The sequence below is a fragment of the Streptomyces sp. JH34 genome, assembly GCF_029428875.1.
Classification (GTDB): domain Bacteria; phylum Actinomycetota; class Actinomycetes; order Streptomycetales; family Streptomycetaceae; genus Streptomyces.
Genome location: NZ_JAJSOO010000001.1, coordinates 3,729,199 through 3,745,781, shown reverse-complemented (window position 1 = coordinate 3,745,781; position 16,583 = coordinate 3,729,199). Strand labels below are relative to the sequence as shown.

Here is a 16,583-nt window from a genome sequence, read left to right as displayed (position 1 = left end):
GTCAACAGCACCGTGGCCTGCGCGCATTCCGGCATGGCGTCGGGGAACCTGTGATCCATGAGACTTCTCGTACGTGAGCGCGTGTTCGGCATCGGTGACGACTACTGGATCGAGGACGCGGACGGGCGGAAGCTCTTCCTCGTCGACGGCAAGGCCATGCGGCTCCGGGACACCTTCGAGCTGAAGGACACCGACGGCCGGGTGCTGGTGGAGATCCGCCAGAAGCTGGTCAGCATCCGCGACACCATGCTCATCGAGCGTGACGGTGACGAGCTCGCCAAGGTCAAGCGGAAGCGGCTCTCCCTGCTGCGCAACCACTACCGGGTCCGCCTGGTGGACGGCACGGAGCTGGACGTCAGCGGCAAGATCCTGGACCGCGAGTTCGCCATCGACTACGACGGTGAGCTGCTCGCCCAGATCTCCCGACGCTGGCTGACGATCCGCGACACGTACGGGATCGACATCGTGCGGGAGGACGCGGACGTGCCCCTCCTCCTCGCAGTGGCGGTGTGCGTGATCGTCCTCGCGGACAAGGAGCACGACAAGGACCACGGCGAGGACTGAGGGACGCGTCGCCCCCCGAGCCCGGCGGCCCCTGGGGCATCCGGGCGACGGACGGCGCGGTTTCACGTGAAACCGCGCCGTCGGTGAGCGTGCGTTCCTCTCAGGCGAGACGCCGCGGGGCGAGCCCCAGCCGGCGGTCCTTGAGCGCGGGGAACTGTTCCCGGGTGGCGATGGCCTTGGCCGGGTCGAACTCCACGGTCAGCACCTCCTCGGCCGCCCCGGCCTCGGCGAGCACCTCGCCCCAGGGGTCGACGACGATGCTGTGACCCGCCTGCTCGACCCCCGCGTGGGTGCCCGCCGACCCGACCGCAAGGACGTACGCCTGGTTCTCGACTGCGCGGGCCTGCGCCAGCAGGGTCCAGTGCGAACGCCGGCGCTCCGGCCAGCCCGCCGCGACGACCAGCGTTTCGGCACCCGCGTCGACGAGCCCCCGGAACTGCTCGGGGAAGCGCAGGTCGTAGCAGGTGGCGAGGCCGAGGATGGTCTCCGGCAGAGCGACGGTGACGAGCTCCTCGCCCGCCCCCATCAGTACGGCCTCACCCTTGTCGAAACCGAAGCGATGGATCTTGCGGTACGCCGCGGCCCGCTCCCCTTCGGGCGAGAAGACCAGTGAGGTGTTGAAGAGGGTGCCGTCCTCGGCGCGCTCCACGAAGGACCCGGCGTGCAGCCAGACCCCCGCCTCGGCGGCCGCCTTCGCCATGATCCGATGCGTGGGCCCCTGGAGCGGTTCGGCCTCTTCGGCGAACGCGGTGTAGTCGAAAGCGCCGACCGGCCAGAGCTCGGGGAGGACGACCAAGTCCGCTCCCCGCTGGGCCACGACCAGTGAAGCCGCGCGCTCTCTACGGGAATTGACCGATTCATCCGGGTTTACTGCCATCTGGATGAGGGAGGCGTGCACACTACCACCGTCCTGGCATGGAAGCCGTCAACGCGGGCCTACGATCGTCACACGAAAGCACTGCCGGGGTGCCTGCTCGCAGCGTAACTTAGCGAGCGAACCTCCCACGCAGCCCGCAGACAGCACCGTCGGTGCCGGCCCTCCCGTCGGCACTCCCTGCTCTCCAGCCCATGCACCGCAGAACCGCACGAGGGGTCCCGTGACCGTCCATCCCAGCCTCCAGACCTATGCCGATGCCTGGACCCACTCCGTGGAGTCGATAGCCGAGCTGGTCAAGCCACTCGTCGAGGGGGAGTGGAACCGCCGGACGCCCTGCCCGGGCTGGTCGGTGCGCGACATCGTCTCGCACGTCATCGGCATGGAGTGCGAACAGCTCGGCGACCCCCGCCCCATCCACACGCTGCCGCGCGACCTGTACCACGTACAGAACGACCACCAGCGCTACATGGAGATGCAGGTCGACGTAAGGCGCCACCACACCGCGCCGGAGATGACGTCGGAGCTGGAGTACACGCTCATCCGGCGCATGCGCCAGCTGCGCAACGAGTCGCGTGCGCCCGAGACCATGGTCCGGGCCCCCCTCGGCGCCGAACAGACGCTGGAACTGGCGCTGCGCATGCGGGCCTTCGACGTATGGGTGCACGAGCAGGATCTGCGTACGACGCTGGGACAGCCCGGCAACCTGGATTCACCGGGCGCCCTCATCGTCCGGGACACGCTGCTGGTCGGACTGGCGAAGGTGGTCGCCAAGGACGCGGGGGCGCCGCCCAATTCGGCCGTGGTCTTCGATGTGCACGGCCCTCTGGAGTTCCTGCGCACGGTCAGGGTCGACGGCGAGGGCCGCGGCTCGGTCGACGGAGCGCCGTCACTGGGCCCCGTGGCCACCCTGGCGATGGACTGGGAGACGTACTACCGGCTGGCCTGCGGACGGGTCCGGGCCAAGGCCGTCGAGGACCGGATCAAGATCGACGGCGACCAGGAAGTCGCGGCCGAGATCCTGCGGCACTTCGCCGTGACCCCGTAGCAGCACACCCGCCGGCGCCCGTCCGGCGGCGGACCGGGACGGACGCCGCCGGACGGGCGGGGCCTCCGCAGCCGCCGTCAGGCGGGCACGTGCACGGCTTCGACCCGGCTGACCACGTGATGGTCGCGTTCCCGGTGCGTGGCGCGGGCGTGCAGCCGCAGGATCTGCACGACGCCGAGGGCCTCCAGGACGAAGACCGAGGCGAAGGCGACACGATAGTTGTCCCCGGTCGCGTCCAGCAGGACGCCCACCGCGAACAGCGTCGTCATCGAGGCGACGAAGCCGCCCATGTTGACGATGCCCGAAGCGGTGCCCTGACGCTCCGGCGGGTTGGCCGGCCGCCCGAAGTCGAAGCCGATCATCGAGGCCGGGCCGCAGGAGCCGAGCACCACGCACAGGGTGACCAGCAGCCACATCGGCGCGTGGTCGCCTGGGTAGAAGATCGTGGACGCCCAGAGCAGCGCGGTCAGCGCGACCGTGCCCAGGGCCAGCGGGGCGCGTGCCGCGTGGTGGCGGGCGATGACCTGCCCGTAGACCAGCCCCACCACCATGTTCGAGAGCACCACCAGGGTGAGCAGTTCACCCGCGGTACCCCGGCTGAGCCCCTGCGCCTCGACCAGGAACGGCATGCCCCACAGCAGCAGGAAGACCATGGCGGGGAACTGCGTGGTGAAGTGCACCCACATGCCGAGACGGGTGCCCGGCTCCCGCCAGGCGGCGGCGATCTGCTTCCGCACGTACGCCGCTCCGGCGTGCTCGACGGGCGGCGGCTCGTGGCCCTCGGGATGGTCCTTGAGGAAGAGCAGCAGCAGGACCAGCACCACCACGCCCGCCAGCGAGCTGCCGACGAAGGTCGTGGTCCAGCCGAGCCCGTGCAGCGCGCGGGCGATGACCAGGGTGGACACCAGGTTGCCCGCCATCCCGAAGAGCGCGGCCACCTGCCCGATCAGCGGACCGCGCCGGGCCGGGAACCACCGGGTACCGAGCCGTAGCACGCTGATGAACGTCATGGCGTCGCCGCAGCCGAGCAGTGCGCGGGAGGCGAGTGCCGTGCCGTACGAGGGCGAGAGCGCGAAACCCAGCTGCCCCACCGTGAACAGCACCACACCGATGGTGAGGACCTTCTTGGTGCCGAGCCGGTCGACCATGAGGCCGACGGGTATCTGCATACCGGCGTAGACGAGCAGCTGGAGTATGGAGAACGTCGACAGGGCCGAGGCGTTGACGTCGAACCGGTCGGCGGCGTCCAGCCCGGCGACACCCAGGCTCGTACGGAAGATGATCGCGACGAAGTAGACGGCGACGCCGATGCCCCAGACCCATGCGGCACGCCGGCCGCCGGGCGGGTCTCCGGGCAGGGAAAGGGTGGGGGAGGCGGAACTCACCGGTCATCCCCCCGGACCAGCACCTTGACCCGGCTGACGTGGCGCCGGACGACCTGCGCGGCGCCCTCGGCGTCCCCGGCCCTGATGGCGTCCAGCAGCTCACCGTGCTCCGTGATGTTGGCGGCGATCCTGCCGGGGTGTGCCTCCATCACCGCGACTCCCATCCGCAGCTGCCGGTCACGGAGCTGGTCGTAGAGGCGCGACAGGATCTCGTTGCCCGCGTTCTTCACGATCTCGGCGTGGAAGCAACGGTCCTTGACGGACACCGCGGCCAGGTCGCCCACCTCGGCGAGCTCCCGCTGCTCCTCCAGGAGCTGTTCGAGCCGGGCGATCAGCTGCGCCGACGCGGGCACGGCCTTGCGTGCGGCGAACTCCTCGACCAGCAGCCGGGTCTCCACGACGTCGGAGATCTCCTGCGCGGAGACCGCGAGCACCAGTGCGCCCTTCTTCGGGTAGAGCTTGATCAGCCCTTCGACCTCGAGGCGGAGCAACGCTTCGCGCACCGGGGTCCGGGACACGCCGACCGCCTCGGCCAGGTCGCCTTCGGTGAGGAGCGTGCCGCCCTCGTAACGGCGGTCCAGGACCGCCTTCTTGATGTGGGTGTACACACGCTCGGCTGCTGGCGGCGGCTTGGGGTCCGTCTTGCGGACGGTGGGCGAGGCTGGGGGCGCGACAGGCATGCACACAGCATAGATACAAGATGCGTGCGTCCGCTCCTCCGTCCGTGATCCGGACCCGATGTGACGCGAACCCGCCTGGAAAAATGACGCGACTCACTCGTTCGGGCGTACAGCCATTCGGCGCCCTCGCGAGTCTCTTGTCAGGGCGGCACTCCCGTGCGATCGCCCTTTCAGGACATTTGGGAGCGTCTCCTTTGACATACGGTATTTCGGGCACACGCCGCGTCTCCGTCGCGTCCGTCGTGGCCTTGACAGCGGGAGCCGTCCTCGCGACCGGAGCGTTCGCCTCCACGGCGCAGGCAGCGGCACCGCCCACGCCCACGATCACCGCCAAGGGCGGCTTCGTGATGAACAACGGCACCGCGAAGACGCTCTACGGCAAGAGCGCGGACACCCGTCGCTCCACCGGCTCGACGACGAAGATCATGACCGCCAAGGTCGTGCTGGCGCAGAAGAACCTGAACCTCGACGCCAAGGTCACCGTCCAGAAGGCGTACAGCGACTACATCGTCTCCAAGAACGCCTCGTCGGCCCGGCTGATCGTCGGCGACAAGGTCACGGTCCGTCAGCTCCTGTACGGCCTGATGCTGCCGTCCGGCTGCGACGCCGCCTACGCCCTGGCCGACAAGTTCGGCACCGGCTCCACGCGGGCCGCGCGGGTGAAGTCCTTCATCGGCAAAATGAACGCCTCCGCGAAGAGCCTCGGTCTGAAGAACACCCACTTCGACTCGTTCGACGGCATCGGCGGCGGCTCGAACTACTCCACCCCGCGCGATCTGACGAAGATCGCCAGCAGCGCGATGAAGAACTCCACGTTCCGCGCGATCGTGAAGACCAAGTCGACGAAGCAGAAGGTCACCACCAAGACCGGTGGCTACCGCTACATGTCGTGGGCCAACACCAACGCCATGCTGGGCAGCTACACCGGCATGATCGGTGTGAAGACCGGCTCCGGACCGACGGCCAAGTACTGCCTGGTCTTCGCCGCGACCCGGAACGGCAAGACGGTCATCGGGACCGTCCTCACCTCGACGTCCGCCACGACCCGGACGGCCGACGCGAAGAAGCTCCTGGACTACGGCTTCAAGAAGTGACCCGTACGCGCGAGAGGTGACCCGCGCACGCGGGAAGGGGGCCCGCCGCGTCATGCGGCGGGCCCCCTTCTTCCGTACGGCCTGTCAGGCCCAGGTGATCAGCCGCTTGGGCTGCTCCAGGACCGCCGCGACATCGGCGAGGACCTTGGAGCCCAGCTCGCCGTCGACCAGCCTGTGGTCGAAGGAGAGCGCCAGCGTGGTGACCTGACGTGGCTTCACCTTGCCCTTGTGGACCCAGGGCTGCAGCTTGATCGCCCCGACCGCGAGGATCGCGGACTCACCCGGGTTCAGGATCGGCGTCCCCGTGTCGACGCCGAAGACTCCGACGTTGGTGATGGTCACCGTGCCGCCGGCCATGGCCGCCGGGGACGTCCTGCCCTCGCGTGCCGTGGACACGAGCTCCCCCAGTGCCTCACCCAGCTGGGGCAGGGTCTTGTCGTGCGCGTCCTTGATGTTCGGCACGATCAGGCCACGCGGAGTCGCGGCGGCGATACCCAGGTTGACGTAGTGCTTCTGCACGATCTCCTGGTTGGCCTCGTCCCAGGCGGCGTTGACCGCCGGGTTGCGCCGGATCGCGACCAGGAGCGCCTTGGCGATGATCAGGAGCGGGTTGACCCGGACCCCCGCCATGTCCTTGTCCTCCTTGAGCTCCGCCACGAGCCTCATCGTGCGCGTGACATCGACGGTCACGAACTCGGTGACGTGCGGAGCCGTGAAGGCGCTGCCGACCATGGCCTGGGCGATGGCCTTGCGCACTCCCTTGACCGGGATGCGGGTCTCCCGGCCCGCCGGATCCGCGATCGTGGCGACCGGCGCGGGAACCGCGACGGCCTCCTCGGCCCGCACGGGAGCCTCGGCGGGAGCCGGTGCGGCGGCCGCGTGGACGTCGTCCCGGGTGATGACGCCGCCCTCACCGGTCGGGGTGACCGTGGCGAGGTCGATACCCAGGTCCTTCGCCAGCTTGCGCACCGGCGGCTTGGCGAGCGGGCGGCTCTCCGGGAGCTTCGTCCCGCGGCCGTTGAGCTCGGCCTGGACCGCGGCGGCCGCCGGCCCCGGTACCTGCGCGCCCTTGCGGGCGCGGCGCTTGGTGGAGGTCTCGGCGACGCCGTACCCCACGAGCACCGGCTGACGGCCCTTGGGCGCCTCCGGCTCCGCTTCGGGCGCGGCCTCCGCGACGGGCTGCTGCACGGTCTCGGCGGCGGGCACGTCACCGCTGCCCGGTGCCACGTCCACTGCGATGATCACCTCGCCGACGTCGACGGTCGTGCCCTCGGGGAAGCGCAGCTCGTGCACCACCCCGTCGAACGGGATCGGCAGCTCCACGGCCGCCTTGGCGGTCTCGACCTCGCACACGACCTGGCCGTCGGTGACGGTGTCGCCGGGCTGGACGAACCACTTGAGGATTTCCGCCTCGGTCAGTCCCTCGCCCACGTCGGGCATCTTGAACTCACGGAAACGAGCGGACGTTTCGGTCATCGTCGTCACGACCCTCTCCTCAGTACGCCAGCGAGCGGTCGACGGCGTCGAGCACCCGGTCGAGACCCGGCAGGTATTCGTCCTCGAGCCGGGCCGGCGGGTAGGGGGCGTGGTAGCCGCCGACCCTCAGCACCGGCGCTTCGAGGTGGTAGAAGCAGCGCTCGGTGATCCGGGCCGCGATCTCGGCCCCGGAGCCGTAGAACACCGGCGCCTCGTGAACCACCACGAGCCGGCCGGTCTTCTCGACCGAGGTCTGTACCGCGTCGAAGTCGATCGGGGACATCGACCGCAGGTCCAGGACCTCGACCGACTTGCCCTCCTCCTGCGCCGCGGCGGCGGCCTCCAGGCAGACCTTCACCATCGGGCCGTACGCGACGAGCGTGAGGTCGGATCCCGCACGGGCCACGGCGGCCTTGTGGAGCGGGCCGGGGATGGACTCGGTGTCGAGCTCCCCCTTGTCCCAGTAGCGCCGCTTGGGCTCGAAGAAGATGATCGGGTCGTCGCTCTGGACGGCCTGCTGCATCATCCAGTAGGCATCACTCGCGTTCGAGGGCGAGACGACCTTGAGGCCCGCCACATGCGCGAACAGGGCCTCGGGCGACTCGCTGTGGTGCTCGACGGCTCCGATGCCGCCGCCGTACGGGATGCGGACGACGACCGGCAGCTTGATCTTGCCGAGCGAGCGGGCGTGCATCTTGGCGAGCTGCGTGACGATCTGGTCGTACGCGGGGAAGACGAAGCCGTCGAACTGGATCTCGACGACCGGACGGTAACCGCGCAGGGCCAGGCCGATCGCCGTCCCGACGATGCCGGACTCCGCGAGCGGGGTGTCGATGACCCGGTCCTCGCCGAAGTCCTTCTGGAGTCCGTCCGTGATGCGGAAGACCCCGCCGAGCTTGCCGACGTCCTCCCCCATGATCAGGACCTTGGGGTCGGTCTCGAGCGCCTTGCGCAGCGACTCGTTGAGCGCCTTCGCGATGGACATCTTCTCAACGGCCATGGCTAGTTGCCCTCCTCGGCGAACGATGCCTGGTAGGCGGCGAACTGGGCGCGCTCCTCGTCGACGAGGGGGTTGCCGTCGGCGTAGGCGTGGTCGAAGATCGCCAGCCGGTCCGGCTCGGGCATGGCCCGCACCGCTTCACGCACCCGCTTGCCGAGGGCCTCGCTCTCCTCCTCCAGCGCGGTGAAGAACGCCGCGTCGGCGAGTTCCTGCTTCTCCAGGTACGTGCGCAGCCGCAGGATCGGGTCCTTCGCCTCCCAGGCCGCCCGCTCCTCGTCCGCCCGGTACTTGGTCGGGTCGTCGGAGGTGGTGTGGGCGCCCATCCGGTAGGTGAACGCCTCGACGAGGGTGGGGCCCTCGCCGCGACGGGCGCGCTCCAGCGCCGACCTGGTGACGGCCAGGCACGCGAGGACGTCGTTGCCGTCGACCCGGATCCCGGGGAAGCCGAAGCCCTGCGCGCGCTGGTAGAGCGGCACACGCGTCTGCTTCTCGGTCGGCTCGGAGATCGCCCACTGGTTGTTCTGGCAGAAGAACACGACGGGGGCGTTGTAGACGGCGGAGAAGGTGAAGGCCTCCGCGACGTCGCCCTGGCTGGAGGCGCCGTCACCGAAGTACGCGATCACGGCCGAGTCCGCGCCGTCCTTGGCGACGCCCATGGCGTAGCCGGTGGCGTGCAGGGTCTGCGAGCCGATGACGATCGTGTACAGGTGGAAGTTGTTGGTGTTCGGGTCCCAGCCGCCGTGGTTCACACCGCGGAACATGCCGAGCAGATTGGTCGGGTCGACGCCCCGGCACCAGGCCACACCGTGCTCGCGGTAGGTCGGGAAGACGTAGTCGTCGTCGCGCAGTGCCCGGCCCGAGCCGATCTGCGCGGCCTCCTGGCCCAGCAGCGAGGCCCACAGGCCCAGCTCGCCCTGGCGCTGCAGCGCGGTGGCCTCGGCGTCGAAACGACGGGTCAGGACCATGTCCCGGTAGAGCCCCCGGAGCTCCTCCGCGCTGAGGTCGATCTCGAAGTCCGGGTGCTCGACGCGCTCACCCTCGGGCGTCAGCAGCTGTACCAGCTGGGGGCCGGACCCCTCCGGCGTCTTCGCGGGCGTCTTCGCGCTGGTCCGCTTGCTGCTGCGTCGCGGTTTGCGCGCGGCAGTGCTCTCCACGGTCACGTGCGTGCTCCTCCGTCGGTCCGGCCCCCGGGATGGCCGGGAAGCCAGTGCGGCTCGCCTGTGTCCGGACCCGTGCACGGGGTGGGTGCCGCTCGGCCGGGAACAGGCGTGACAGGTGCCCCGGCGAGCGTCCTGTCATAAGCACGTTACCCAGTGCGTCGCATAACTGCGAAACACCTTGTGACCTGCGTTTTTGCTTGGATTTCCAAGTAAATCGCCAAAACGGCGAACTCTCGCTGGTCACAGCACTGGCAACGGCCTGGCAGGCGGCCGGAACAACGGCACGTTATCCCGGCCGGAAGGCGCAGGGAAGGGCATGGGACAAGGGAGTGTGTGAGACTGCGAATGTGCGCGAAGAAGGAAAAATCACTGTATTCCTGCTCGATGATCACGAGGTCGTCCGACGCGGAGTCCATGAGCTGCTGACCGCCGAGGCCGACATCGAGGTCGTCGGCGAGGCCGGCACGGCCGCGGACGCCCTCGCACGGATTCCCGCCACCCAGCCGGACGTCGCCGTCCTGGACGTACGCCTGCCGGACGGCAGCGGGGTGGAGGTCTGCCGCGAGGTCCGCTCACGGGACGAGGACATCAAGTGCCTGATGCTCACCTCGTACGCCGACGACGAGGCCCTTTTCGACGCGATCATGGCGGGCGCCTCCGGATACGTGCTGAAGGCCATCCGCGGCAACGAACTGCTGAGCGCCGTCCGCGACGTCGCTGCCGGCAAGTCCCTGCTGGACCCGGCGGCCACCGCCCGCGTGCTGGAACGACTGCGCGAGGGCAAGGAGGGCAAGGGCGACGACCGGCTGGCGGGGCTGACCGACCAGGAGCGCAAGATCCTCGACCTGATCGGCGAGGGACTGACGAACCGGGTGATCGGCGAGCGGCTGCACCTCGCCGAGAAGACCATCAAGAACTACGTCTCCAGCCTGCTGTCCAAGCTGGGCATGGAGCGTCGTTCGCAGGCGGCGGCATACGTGGCGAGGCTTCAGGCCGAGAAGCGCTGAGCGCGGCGGGACGGGCGCCCAGGGGCCCGGTCCCGCACGTCGGACCGCGGGACTTTGGTCCCGGGCCGTCGGGGGCCGCCGACCCTTACACGGCTCCTACCCGTGCCGGAGAGTGGGAGCCATGCTTTCATCCCGCCCCTCCTGCACCGGGACCGCTGAGGATCCCGGCGTCTCCGGGGCCTCGGATGCCTCCGGCCCTTCCGGCGTCTCCGGAGCCCCGGGCGCCTCCGGCCCTTCCGGCGTCTCCGGAGCCCCGGGCACCGCGGCCTCCTCCAGCTCCGACGGCGCGGACAAGCTCCGCGCCATCGAGCTGCTCGGCAGCGTCCGCTACGGGCGGCTGGCGATGAGCATGCGGGCCCTGCCCTTCCTCGCCGTGGCCCGGCACCTGGTGATCGAGGGCCGCGTCGTCCTGCGGATGCACAGGGGGCTCGGCTTTCACGAGTCCTGCGACGGAAGCGTCGTCGCCTACGGGGCGGACAACTTCAACTCCCCGGCCCCCTCCGGCACGGAGGGCCTCTGGTCCGTGCAGTTCACCGGCCCCGTCGAGATCATGGACCCGGGCCCGGGCCATCGTGCCCGCTTCGGGACCGGGCCGGCCGAGGTGAACGGCGAGCACTTCGATCCGGTGTATCTCCGGCTCGATCCCCGCCTGGCACACATGCACACTCTGGCCTTCGGCGCAAGTCCGTAAGGCCGGACACTTAGCGTCACCTAACATGTGTCGAGTGCTGCGCTCATCTGTGACCCTTCCGCCTGTTCCTCCGGTCGGCGAGGTCCTGCGCCGCTACCCGGACGCCGGTGAACCCCTTGCCTGCGAACCTCTCAGCAAGGGCCTGCTCAACCACGGTTACCGCGTCTCCACCACCCGGGGCTCGTACTTCCTCAAGCACCATCTCGACAAGCACCACCTCGACGACGCCAGTGGCGATCACGCCACGATCGTCCGGCAGCACCGGGCGACCCAGCAGCTGCACTCCCTCGGCGTGCCGGTGGTTCCGCCCCTCGCGGACACACAGGGTGACACGGTCACGGTGATCGACGGGGAGCGCTACGCCCTCCACCGCTGGGTGGACGGCCTCCACCGGGACGGCACCCAGCTGACGACCGCCCAGTCGCGTCGGCTCGGGGCACTCCTCGGAGCCGTGCACATGGGGTTGGAGAAGGTCATGGAGGCGGACCCGCCACCCCCGGTGCGGGGCCAGAGCCCCGACCCCGCCGACACGTTCACACTGATCGACGAGCTGCTGACGGCCGCACGGCACCTCGGCCCGCGGGACGCGTTCGACGAGCTGGCCGTGCACCGTCTCGTGGAGCGCCGTGCCCTGCTGGAGCAGCACGCGCACCGCCGCCCGCCGACGCCCGAGGGCTCCGCACGGGGATGGGTGCACGGGGACTTCCACCCGCTGAACCTGCTCTACCGGGGAGCCGATCCCGTCGCGATCGTCGACTGGGACCGGCTCGGGGTCCAGCCACGCGCCGAGGAGGCCGTACGGGCGGCGGCGATCTTCTTCGTCCGGCCGGACGGGAAGCTGGCACTGGAGAAGGTGAGGGCGTACGCCCGCGCCTACCGGCGGCAGGCAGGTGCGGGGGCGGCCGAGCTGGCGGCCGCGGTGCACCGGGTGTGGTGGGAGCGCCTCAACGACTTCTGGATACTGAGCTGGCGCTACAGCCTGCACGACCGCAGGGCCGACCCGCAGTTCCCTGCGGTGTCGGCCCTGGCGGTGTGGTGGACGCGGGAGTACGAAGCGGTCGGCGACGCCTTCACGGCGTGAAGTGCGGGGCGGTCTGCACGGCCTGAGTCTCCGGGTGGCCTTCCGGCGTGAGCTTCCGGGTGGCCTTCGCTCCCCGAGAGGGGCGGGGCGATCGGCGGAGGCCTCCACTGCGTGGAGGCCTCCGTCACCGCCCGGTGACGCCCGTCCTCATCCCGCGGTGGTTCCGGCCGCTCCGGCGGCGGTGCCCGCCGCGGCTCCGGCCGAGGTGCCGGCGGTGGTCCCCTCCGTCGTCGTCCCTCCCGTGTCGTCGCCGGTTCCGCCGTCCGTCGTCGCACCGCCGTCGGTGGTCCCGCCGTCGTCGCCGGTGCCTCCGTCCGTCGTCGCACCGCCGTCGCTCGTGCCCGGGTCGGGCGACGTGGGGGTCTCCGTCGGCTCGTCGGTCGGCTCGGTGGGCTTATGCGTCGGGGTCCACGTCGGATCGCTGGTGGGCCACGTCTGCCCGCCCGTGGAGGAGTCCGGGTCCTTGGTCTCCTCGGTCTCCTCGTCCGTCGGCTCCGGTGAGGTCGGGGTCGGCGAGGGGGAGACCGACGTGGTCGGCGACGTCGGGGTCTCCTTCTTGCCCTCGTCGCCGTTCGCCGCCTGGAGGGCGAACGCGACGCCCGCACCGATCGCGATCAGCGCGAGGAGGACGAACAGCCACATCTTGCCGCGGCCGCCACCGTTGCTGTGGTGGCCGCCGGTGTAACCGCCGTCGTCGGGGTTCATGGGGGGCAGGATGGGGCCCTGCGAGGTGTCCCCGTGCGCGGGGTATCCCATGGCCGCCGTGCCGCCGCCGACGTTCATCGCCGTCGTGTGACCGCCGTCGTGGGCGTTGACCGGGCCGGTGTTCCACGTACCCGTGTGCCCGCCCTGCACCTGCAGCATCTGCAGGCTGTACTGGACGAGGCCGCGCATCTCCTCGGCGCTCTGGAACCGGTCGTCAGGCTCCTTCGCGAGGGAACGCATGACGAGCCCGTCCAGCTCCGGCGGGACCTCGCCCGCGACCTGGGAGGGCGGAACCGGAATGTCCTGGACGTGCTGGTACACGACGGAGAGCGGGGTCTCGCCCGTGAACGGGGGTCTCAGCGCCAGCAGTTCGTAGAGCAGACAGCCGGTCGCGTACAGGTCGGAACGGTGGTCGACCGCCTTGCCGAGCGCCTGCTCCGGCGAGAGGTACTGGGGCGTGCCCATGACCATGCCGGTCTGGGTCATCGTCGACTGGGCGCCGTGCAGTGCGCGGGCGATGCCGAAGTCCATCACCTTGACGGCGCCGGAGTGCGTGATGATCACGTTCGCCGGCTTGATGTCACGGTGCACGATGCCGTGCTGATGGGAGTACGCCAGGGCTTCCAGAACGCCCGAGACGATGATCAGCGCCTGCTCGGGCGGCGGTGCCTCGGCCTCGAGCAGCAGATCGCGGATGGTGTTGCCCTCGACGAGCTCCATCACGATGTAGGGAACGGTCGAGCCGCCGACGACGTCCTCGCCGGAGTCGTACACGGCGACGATCGCGTGGTGGTTGAGCCCCGCGACCGACTGCGCCTCACGCGTGAAGCGGGCCTTGGAGACCGGGTCCTCGGCAAGATCGGAACGGAGCAGTTTCACTGCCACCGTGCGTCCCAGACGGACGTCCTCCGCGGCGTAGACCTCGGCCATGCCGCCGCGGCCGAGCCGGTGGGTCATGCGGTAACGGCCGTCTCCGACCACACCGCCGACACCCCAGGAGTCGGTGCCATCCGAGACTCCGCCGCCGTTTGCTTCGGAATCGGGTGCCATCAGTCCTCGCCGTCGTATCTGTCCGCGCGTCCGCGGGTTCTCACGGTGCTTTGCTGCATTGCCACGTCACGCTACAGCCTCTGCCCGGCACACCGGTTCCCAGAGTGACGGGCCATCCAATCGGCTCGCGCGCCTTACACGCAAATTCCATGCGTTTCCTGTAACGCTTCCGAGACGCTTCTTGTGCGTAGGGTCACGGAACGGGCACCTGGCTTGACGTGTCGTACCCCTCGGGCAGACTTGGCCCGTAATAGGGATGATCGCGTCCGTCGGGCGCCGAGGGGGATGCAAGTCATGAGCCACGACGGCGCACAGGGCAGGTACGCGGGCGGTTCTGTGGCCGGCGGCCGCTACCAGCTGCGCGACCTGCTCGGCGAGGGCGGCATGGCGTCCGTCTACCTCGCGTACGACTCGGCCCTGGACCGGCAGGTCGCGATCAAGACACTGCACACGGAGCTGGGGCGCGAGCAGTCCTTCCGCGAGCGGTTCCGGCGCGAGGCGCAGGCCGTCGCCAAGCTGCAGCACACCAACATCGTCTCGGTCTTCGACACGGGCGAGGACGAGCTCGGCGGCGCGCTGATGCCGTACATCGTCATGGAGTACGTCGAGGGGCAGCCGCTCGGCTCCGTGCTCCAGGCCGACATCCAGCAGCACGGCGCCATGCCGGCCGACAAGGCCCTCAAGGTGACGGCGGATGTACTCGCCGCCCTGGAGACCAGTCACGAGATGGGTCTGGTCCACCGCGACATCAAGCCCGGCAACGTGATGATGACCAAGCGCGGCGTCGTCAAGGTGATGGACTTCGGCATCGCCCGGGCCATGCAGTCGGGCGTCACCTCGATGACGCAGACCGGGATGGTCGTCGGCACCCCTCAGTACCTCTCCCCCGAGCAGGCGCTCGGCCGCGGCGTCGACGCGCGCTCCGACCTGTACTCGGTCGGCATCATGCTCTTCCAGCTGCTCACGGGACGCATCCCGTTCGACGCGGACTCCCCGCTCGCCATCGCGTACGCGCACGTGCAGGAGGAGCCGGTCGCCCCGTCGAGCATCAACCGTGCGGTCACACCCGCGATGGACGCGCTCGTCGCCCGCGCACTGAAGAAGAACCCGAACGAGCGCTTCCCGAGCGCAGCGGCGATGCAGGACGAGATCACGCGCGTGCTGAGCGCCGTCGGCCCCGCAAGCGCTCCGGTGATCGTCGGCGGCGGCGGTCCGGCGAACAGCGGCTCGGGCGTCGGCTCGGCGGTCTTCCCGCCCGTCGACCAGGCCACACCGGCTCCGCAGGGCGTGCAGACGCCGTACCAGCCGCAGCAGCACCAGCCGGGCCCCTACGGCCCGCCGACCCCTGCTCCCACGCCGGGCTACGGCTATCCGCAGGCGGCCCAGCCGTACGGGACTGCCGCGCACATGGGGCAGCAGACGCCTGCTCCGTACACGATGTCCCCGCAGACGGCGACGGGCTCCGGTGGAGGCGGCGCGTCCAAGAGCAACATGCCGGTCGTCGTGGGGTCGATCGTGGTCGCCCTGCTCGCGATCGGCGGTCTGATCGCCTTCCTGAACATGGGCGGCGAATCGGAGAACGGCAAGGGCGACGACCCGGGTTCGAGCGAGTCCGCCGTGGCCGGCGAACACAAGGCGCCGGAGCGCAACCGGACGATGGACACGGAGAAGTGCACCGACGCCGCGGAGGACACGAACGACCCGTCGAAGGTCCAGGCCCCGAACTTCGTCTACAAGGACATCCGGTCGGCCAAGGACTGCGCCGACGCGGCCGGCTGGACCATCAAGGTGGTCGAGGTGGAGGGCAACACCTACGCCGAGGACCAGGTGATCGACCAGTTCCCCTCGTCGGGCACCGCGGTCCCCGAGCAGGGCGCCGACTTCGAGTTGCGCGTGTCCACGGGTGACCCGGCCTGATCACGGCTGGTCCTCCCGTCGGTCTTCTCTTCCTTCCCGGTCCCTCCTGCCTCGTCTCGTTCCCGCCCTGCGCGACGTCCGCAGGGTCCGCGACGTTCGCAGGTTGTCCGGGTGGTCCCCGCGACATGGTGCGGGGAGGCTGCGGGGCCCTTCCGGGATGCCGGACGCATCCGGGCGTGTGACGCTGATCTCATGCCTCCAGGACTCCCGGCTTCACGGTCGTCACGGTGCGTCGTCTGTCTGGTGACGGCGATCGGGTTGGCACTCGGGCCCGCCGCCTGGGCCCACGAGGACGGCGGATCCCCATCTCCGGCACTCCTGGCACCCGCCAAGCCCTCGGGTTCCTCCGCCACCGAGGCTTCCCGCTCTCCCTCCGCCGGCTCCTCCGCGGAGGAGCCGCCCCTGGCCGGACGGTCGGCCGGGGAGGGCCGAGCGCGTCCGGGGAGGTCCCTCTCCCCTCTGGAAGTGGCGGACTCCGACGCCGCGGCGGACGAGATGCCGCCGGACCCCGATCCCGTCGAGGTACCCACCTTCGCTCCGCCCCCCGAGGCGTTCCCGGAAACCGGCAGGACACCTCGGCAACGGCAGGCCCTGAACGAGGCCTCCGCCCGGCAGGTGCGGGACGTGTCGCTGGGCAGCGGCATCACCCTGGTCGGGCTGGGGCTCGCATTTCTTGCCCTCCGGATGCGCCGCGCGGACTGATCCCGTCCTCGGCCGGGGCACGAGGCTGACAGCACGGTCGCCCGGGACGGGGAGAACGGCACTGGAAAGACGGGACCGGGAGAACGGGACCGGGAGGACGGGACCGGGAGGACGGGACCGGGAGGACGGGGCTGGAAGAACGGGGCTGG

15 protein-coding genes are annotated in these 16,583 nt (G+C 70.1%); 8 read left to right on the top strand and 7 right to left on the bottom strand.

Annotation, left to right across the window (positions count from 1 at the left end; all coding sequences use genetic code 11):
* Window positions 1-57 precede the first annotated feature (57 nt).
* A complete protein-coding gene (locus LWJ43_RS16665) occupies window positions 58-564 on the top strand; it encodes an LURP-one-related/scramblase family protein (protein WP_277333026.1) in 507 nt (168 codons plus the stop codon).
* Window positions 565-664: 100 nt separating this feature from the next.
* Here the strand turns inward: LWJ43_RS16665 and LWJ43_RS16660 are convergent, their stop codons facing one another.
* Entirely contained in the window at window positions 665-1,462 is a 798-nt protein-coding gene (locus LWJ43_RS16660) for a carbon-nitrogen family hydrolase (protein ID WP_277333025.1), read from the bottom strand.
* Window positions 1,463-1,661: 199 nt separating this feature from the next.
* Here LWJ43_RS16660 and LWJ43_RS16655 point away from each other — a divergent pair, with 199 nt between their 5' ends.
* Entirely contained in the window at window positions 1,662-2,486 is an 825-nt protein-coding gene (locus tag LWJ43_RS16655; protein ID WP_277333024.1) for a maleylpyruvate isomerase family mycothiol-dependent enzyme, read from the top strand.
* Window positions 2,487-2,563: 77 nt separating this feature from the next.
* On the opposite strand, the gene LWJ43_RS16650 is transcribed toward LWJ43_RS16655, so the two are convergent.
* Together LWJ43_RS16650 and LWJ43_RS16645 are read right to left on the bottom strand one after the other, a co-directional pair.
* The gene (locus LWJ43_RS16650) at window positions 2,564-3,871 is read right to left on the bottom strand and encodes an MFS transporter (RefSeq protein WP_277333023.1); all 1,308 of its coding nucleotides are present in this window, start codon (window positions 3,869-3,871) and stop codon (window positions 2,564-2,566) included.
* Window positions 3,868-4,551, bottom strand: coding sequence for a GntR family transcriptional regulator (locus tag LWJ43_RS16645; protein WP_277333022.1), 684 nt, complete (start codon window positions 4,549-4,551; stop codon window positions 3,868-3,870). Before LWJ43_RS16645 ends, LWJ43_RS16650 begins: the two co-directional genes overlap by 4 nt.
* Before the next feature lie 194 nt (window positions 4,552-4,745).
* Between LWJ43_RS16645 and LWJ43_RS16640 the strand changes: the two genes are divergently transcribed.
* Complete coding sequence (locus LWJ43_RS16640) at window positions 4,746-5,645, top strand: D-alanyl-D-alanine carboxypeptidase family protein (protein WP_277333021.1); 900 nt, start codon at window positions 4,746-4,748, stop codon at window positions 5,643-5,645.
* An 84-nt stretch (window positions 5,646-5,729) separates the two neighbouring features.
* Here the strand turns inward: LWJ43_RS16640 and LWJ43_RS16635 are convergent, their stop codons facing one another.
* The 3 genes from LWJ43_RS16635 to pdhA are packed head-to-tail and all read right to left on the bottom strand — an operon-like array spanning window position 5,730 to window position 9,281.
* Complete coding sequence (locus LWJ43_RS16635; RefSeq protein WP_277333020.1) at window positions 5,730-7,130, bottom strand: dihydrolipoamide acetyltransferase family protein; 1,401 nt, start codon at window positions 7,128-7,130, stop codon at window positions 5,730-5,732.
* A gap of 10 nt (window positions 7,131-7,140) precedes the next feature.
* The gene (locus LWJ43_RS16630) at window positions 7,141-8,121 is read right to left on the bottom strand and encodes an alpha-ketoacid dehydrogenase subunit beta (protein ID WP_277333019.1); all 981 of its coding nucleotides are present in this window, start codon (window positions 8,119-8,121) and stop codon (window positions 7,141-7,143) included.
* Window positions 8,122-8,123: 2 nt separating this feature from the next.
* On the bottom strand, window positions 8,124-9,281 hold the full coding sequence (pdhA, locus tag LWJ43_RS16625) for a pyruvate dehydrogenase (acetyl-transferring) E1 component subunit alpha (RefSeq protein ID WP_277333018.1): 1,158 nt from the start codon (window positions 9,279-9,281) through the stop codon (window positions 8,124-8,126).
* A gap of 347 nt (window positions 9,282-9,628) precedes the next feature.
* Between pdhA and LWJ43_RS16620 the strand changes: the two genes are divergently transcribed.
* From LWJ43_RS16620 to LWJ43_RS16610, 3 genes are all read left to right on the top strand, one after another.
* On the top strand, window positions 9,629-10,288 hold the full coding sequence (locus LWJ43_RS16620) for a response regulator (protein ID WP_277333017.1): 660 nt from the start codon (window positions 9,629-9,631) through the stop codon (window positions 10,286-10,288).
* 121 nt (window positions 10,289-10,409) lie between these two features.
* A complete protein-coding gene (locus LWJ43_RS16615; RefSeq protein ID WP_277333016.1) occupies window positions 10,410-10,979 on the top strand; it encodes a pyridoxamine 5'-phosphate oxidase family protein in 570 nt (189 codons plus the stop codon).
* Between the two features lie 25 nt (window positions 10,980-11,004).
* On the top strand, window positions 11,005-12,060 hold the full coding sequence (locus LWJ43_RS16610; RefSeq protein WP_277333015.1) for a phosphotransferase: 1,056 nt from the start codon (window positions 11,005-11,007) through the stop codon (window positions 12,058-12,060).
* Between the two features lie 147 nt (window positions 12,061-12,207).
* On the opposite strand, the gene LWJ43_RS16605 is transcribed toward LWJ43_RS16610, so the two are convergent.
* On the bottom strand, window positions 12,208-13,815 hold the full coding sequence (locus LWJ43_RS16605) for a protein kinase domain-containing protein (protein ID WP_277333014.1): 1,608 nt from the start codon (window positions 13,813-13,815) through the stop codon (window positions 12,208-12,210).
* A gap of 294 nt (window positions 13,816-14,109) precedes the next feature.
* Here LWJ43_RS16605 and LWJ43_RS16600 point away from each other — a divergent pair, with 294 nt between their 5' ends.
* Both LWJ43_RS16600 and LWJ43_RS16595 read left to right on the top strand, forming a co-directional pair.
* Entirely contained in the window at window positions 14,110-15,732 is a 1,623-nt protein-coding gene (locus LWJ43_RS16600; protein ID WP_277333013.1) for a protein kinase domain-containing protein, read from the top strand.
* A 465-nt stretch (window positions 15,733-16,197) separates the two neighbouring features.
* Entirely contained in the window at window positions 16,198-16,434 is a 237-nt protein-coding gene (locus tag LWJ43_RS16595) for a hypothetical protein (RefSeq protein WP_277333012.1), read from the top strand.
* The last annotated feature ends 149 nt before the right edge of the window (window positions 16,435-16,583 follow it).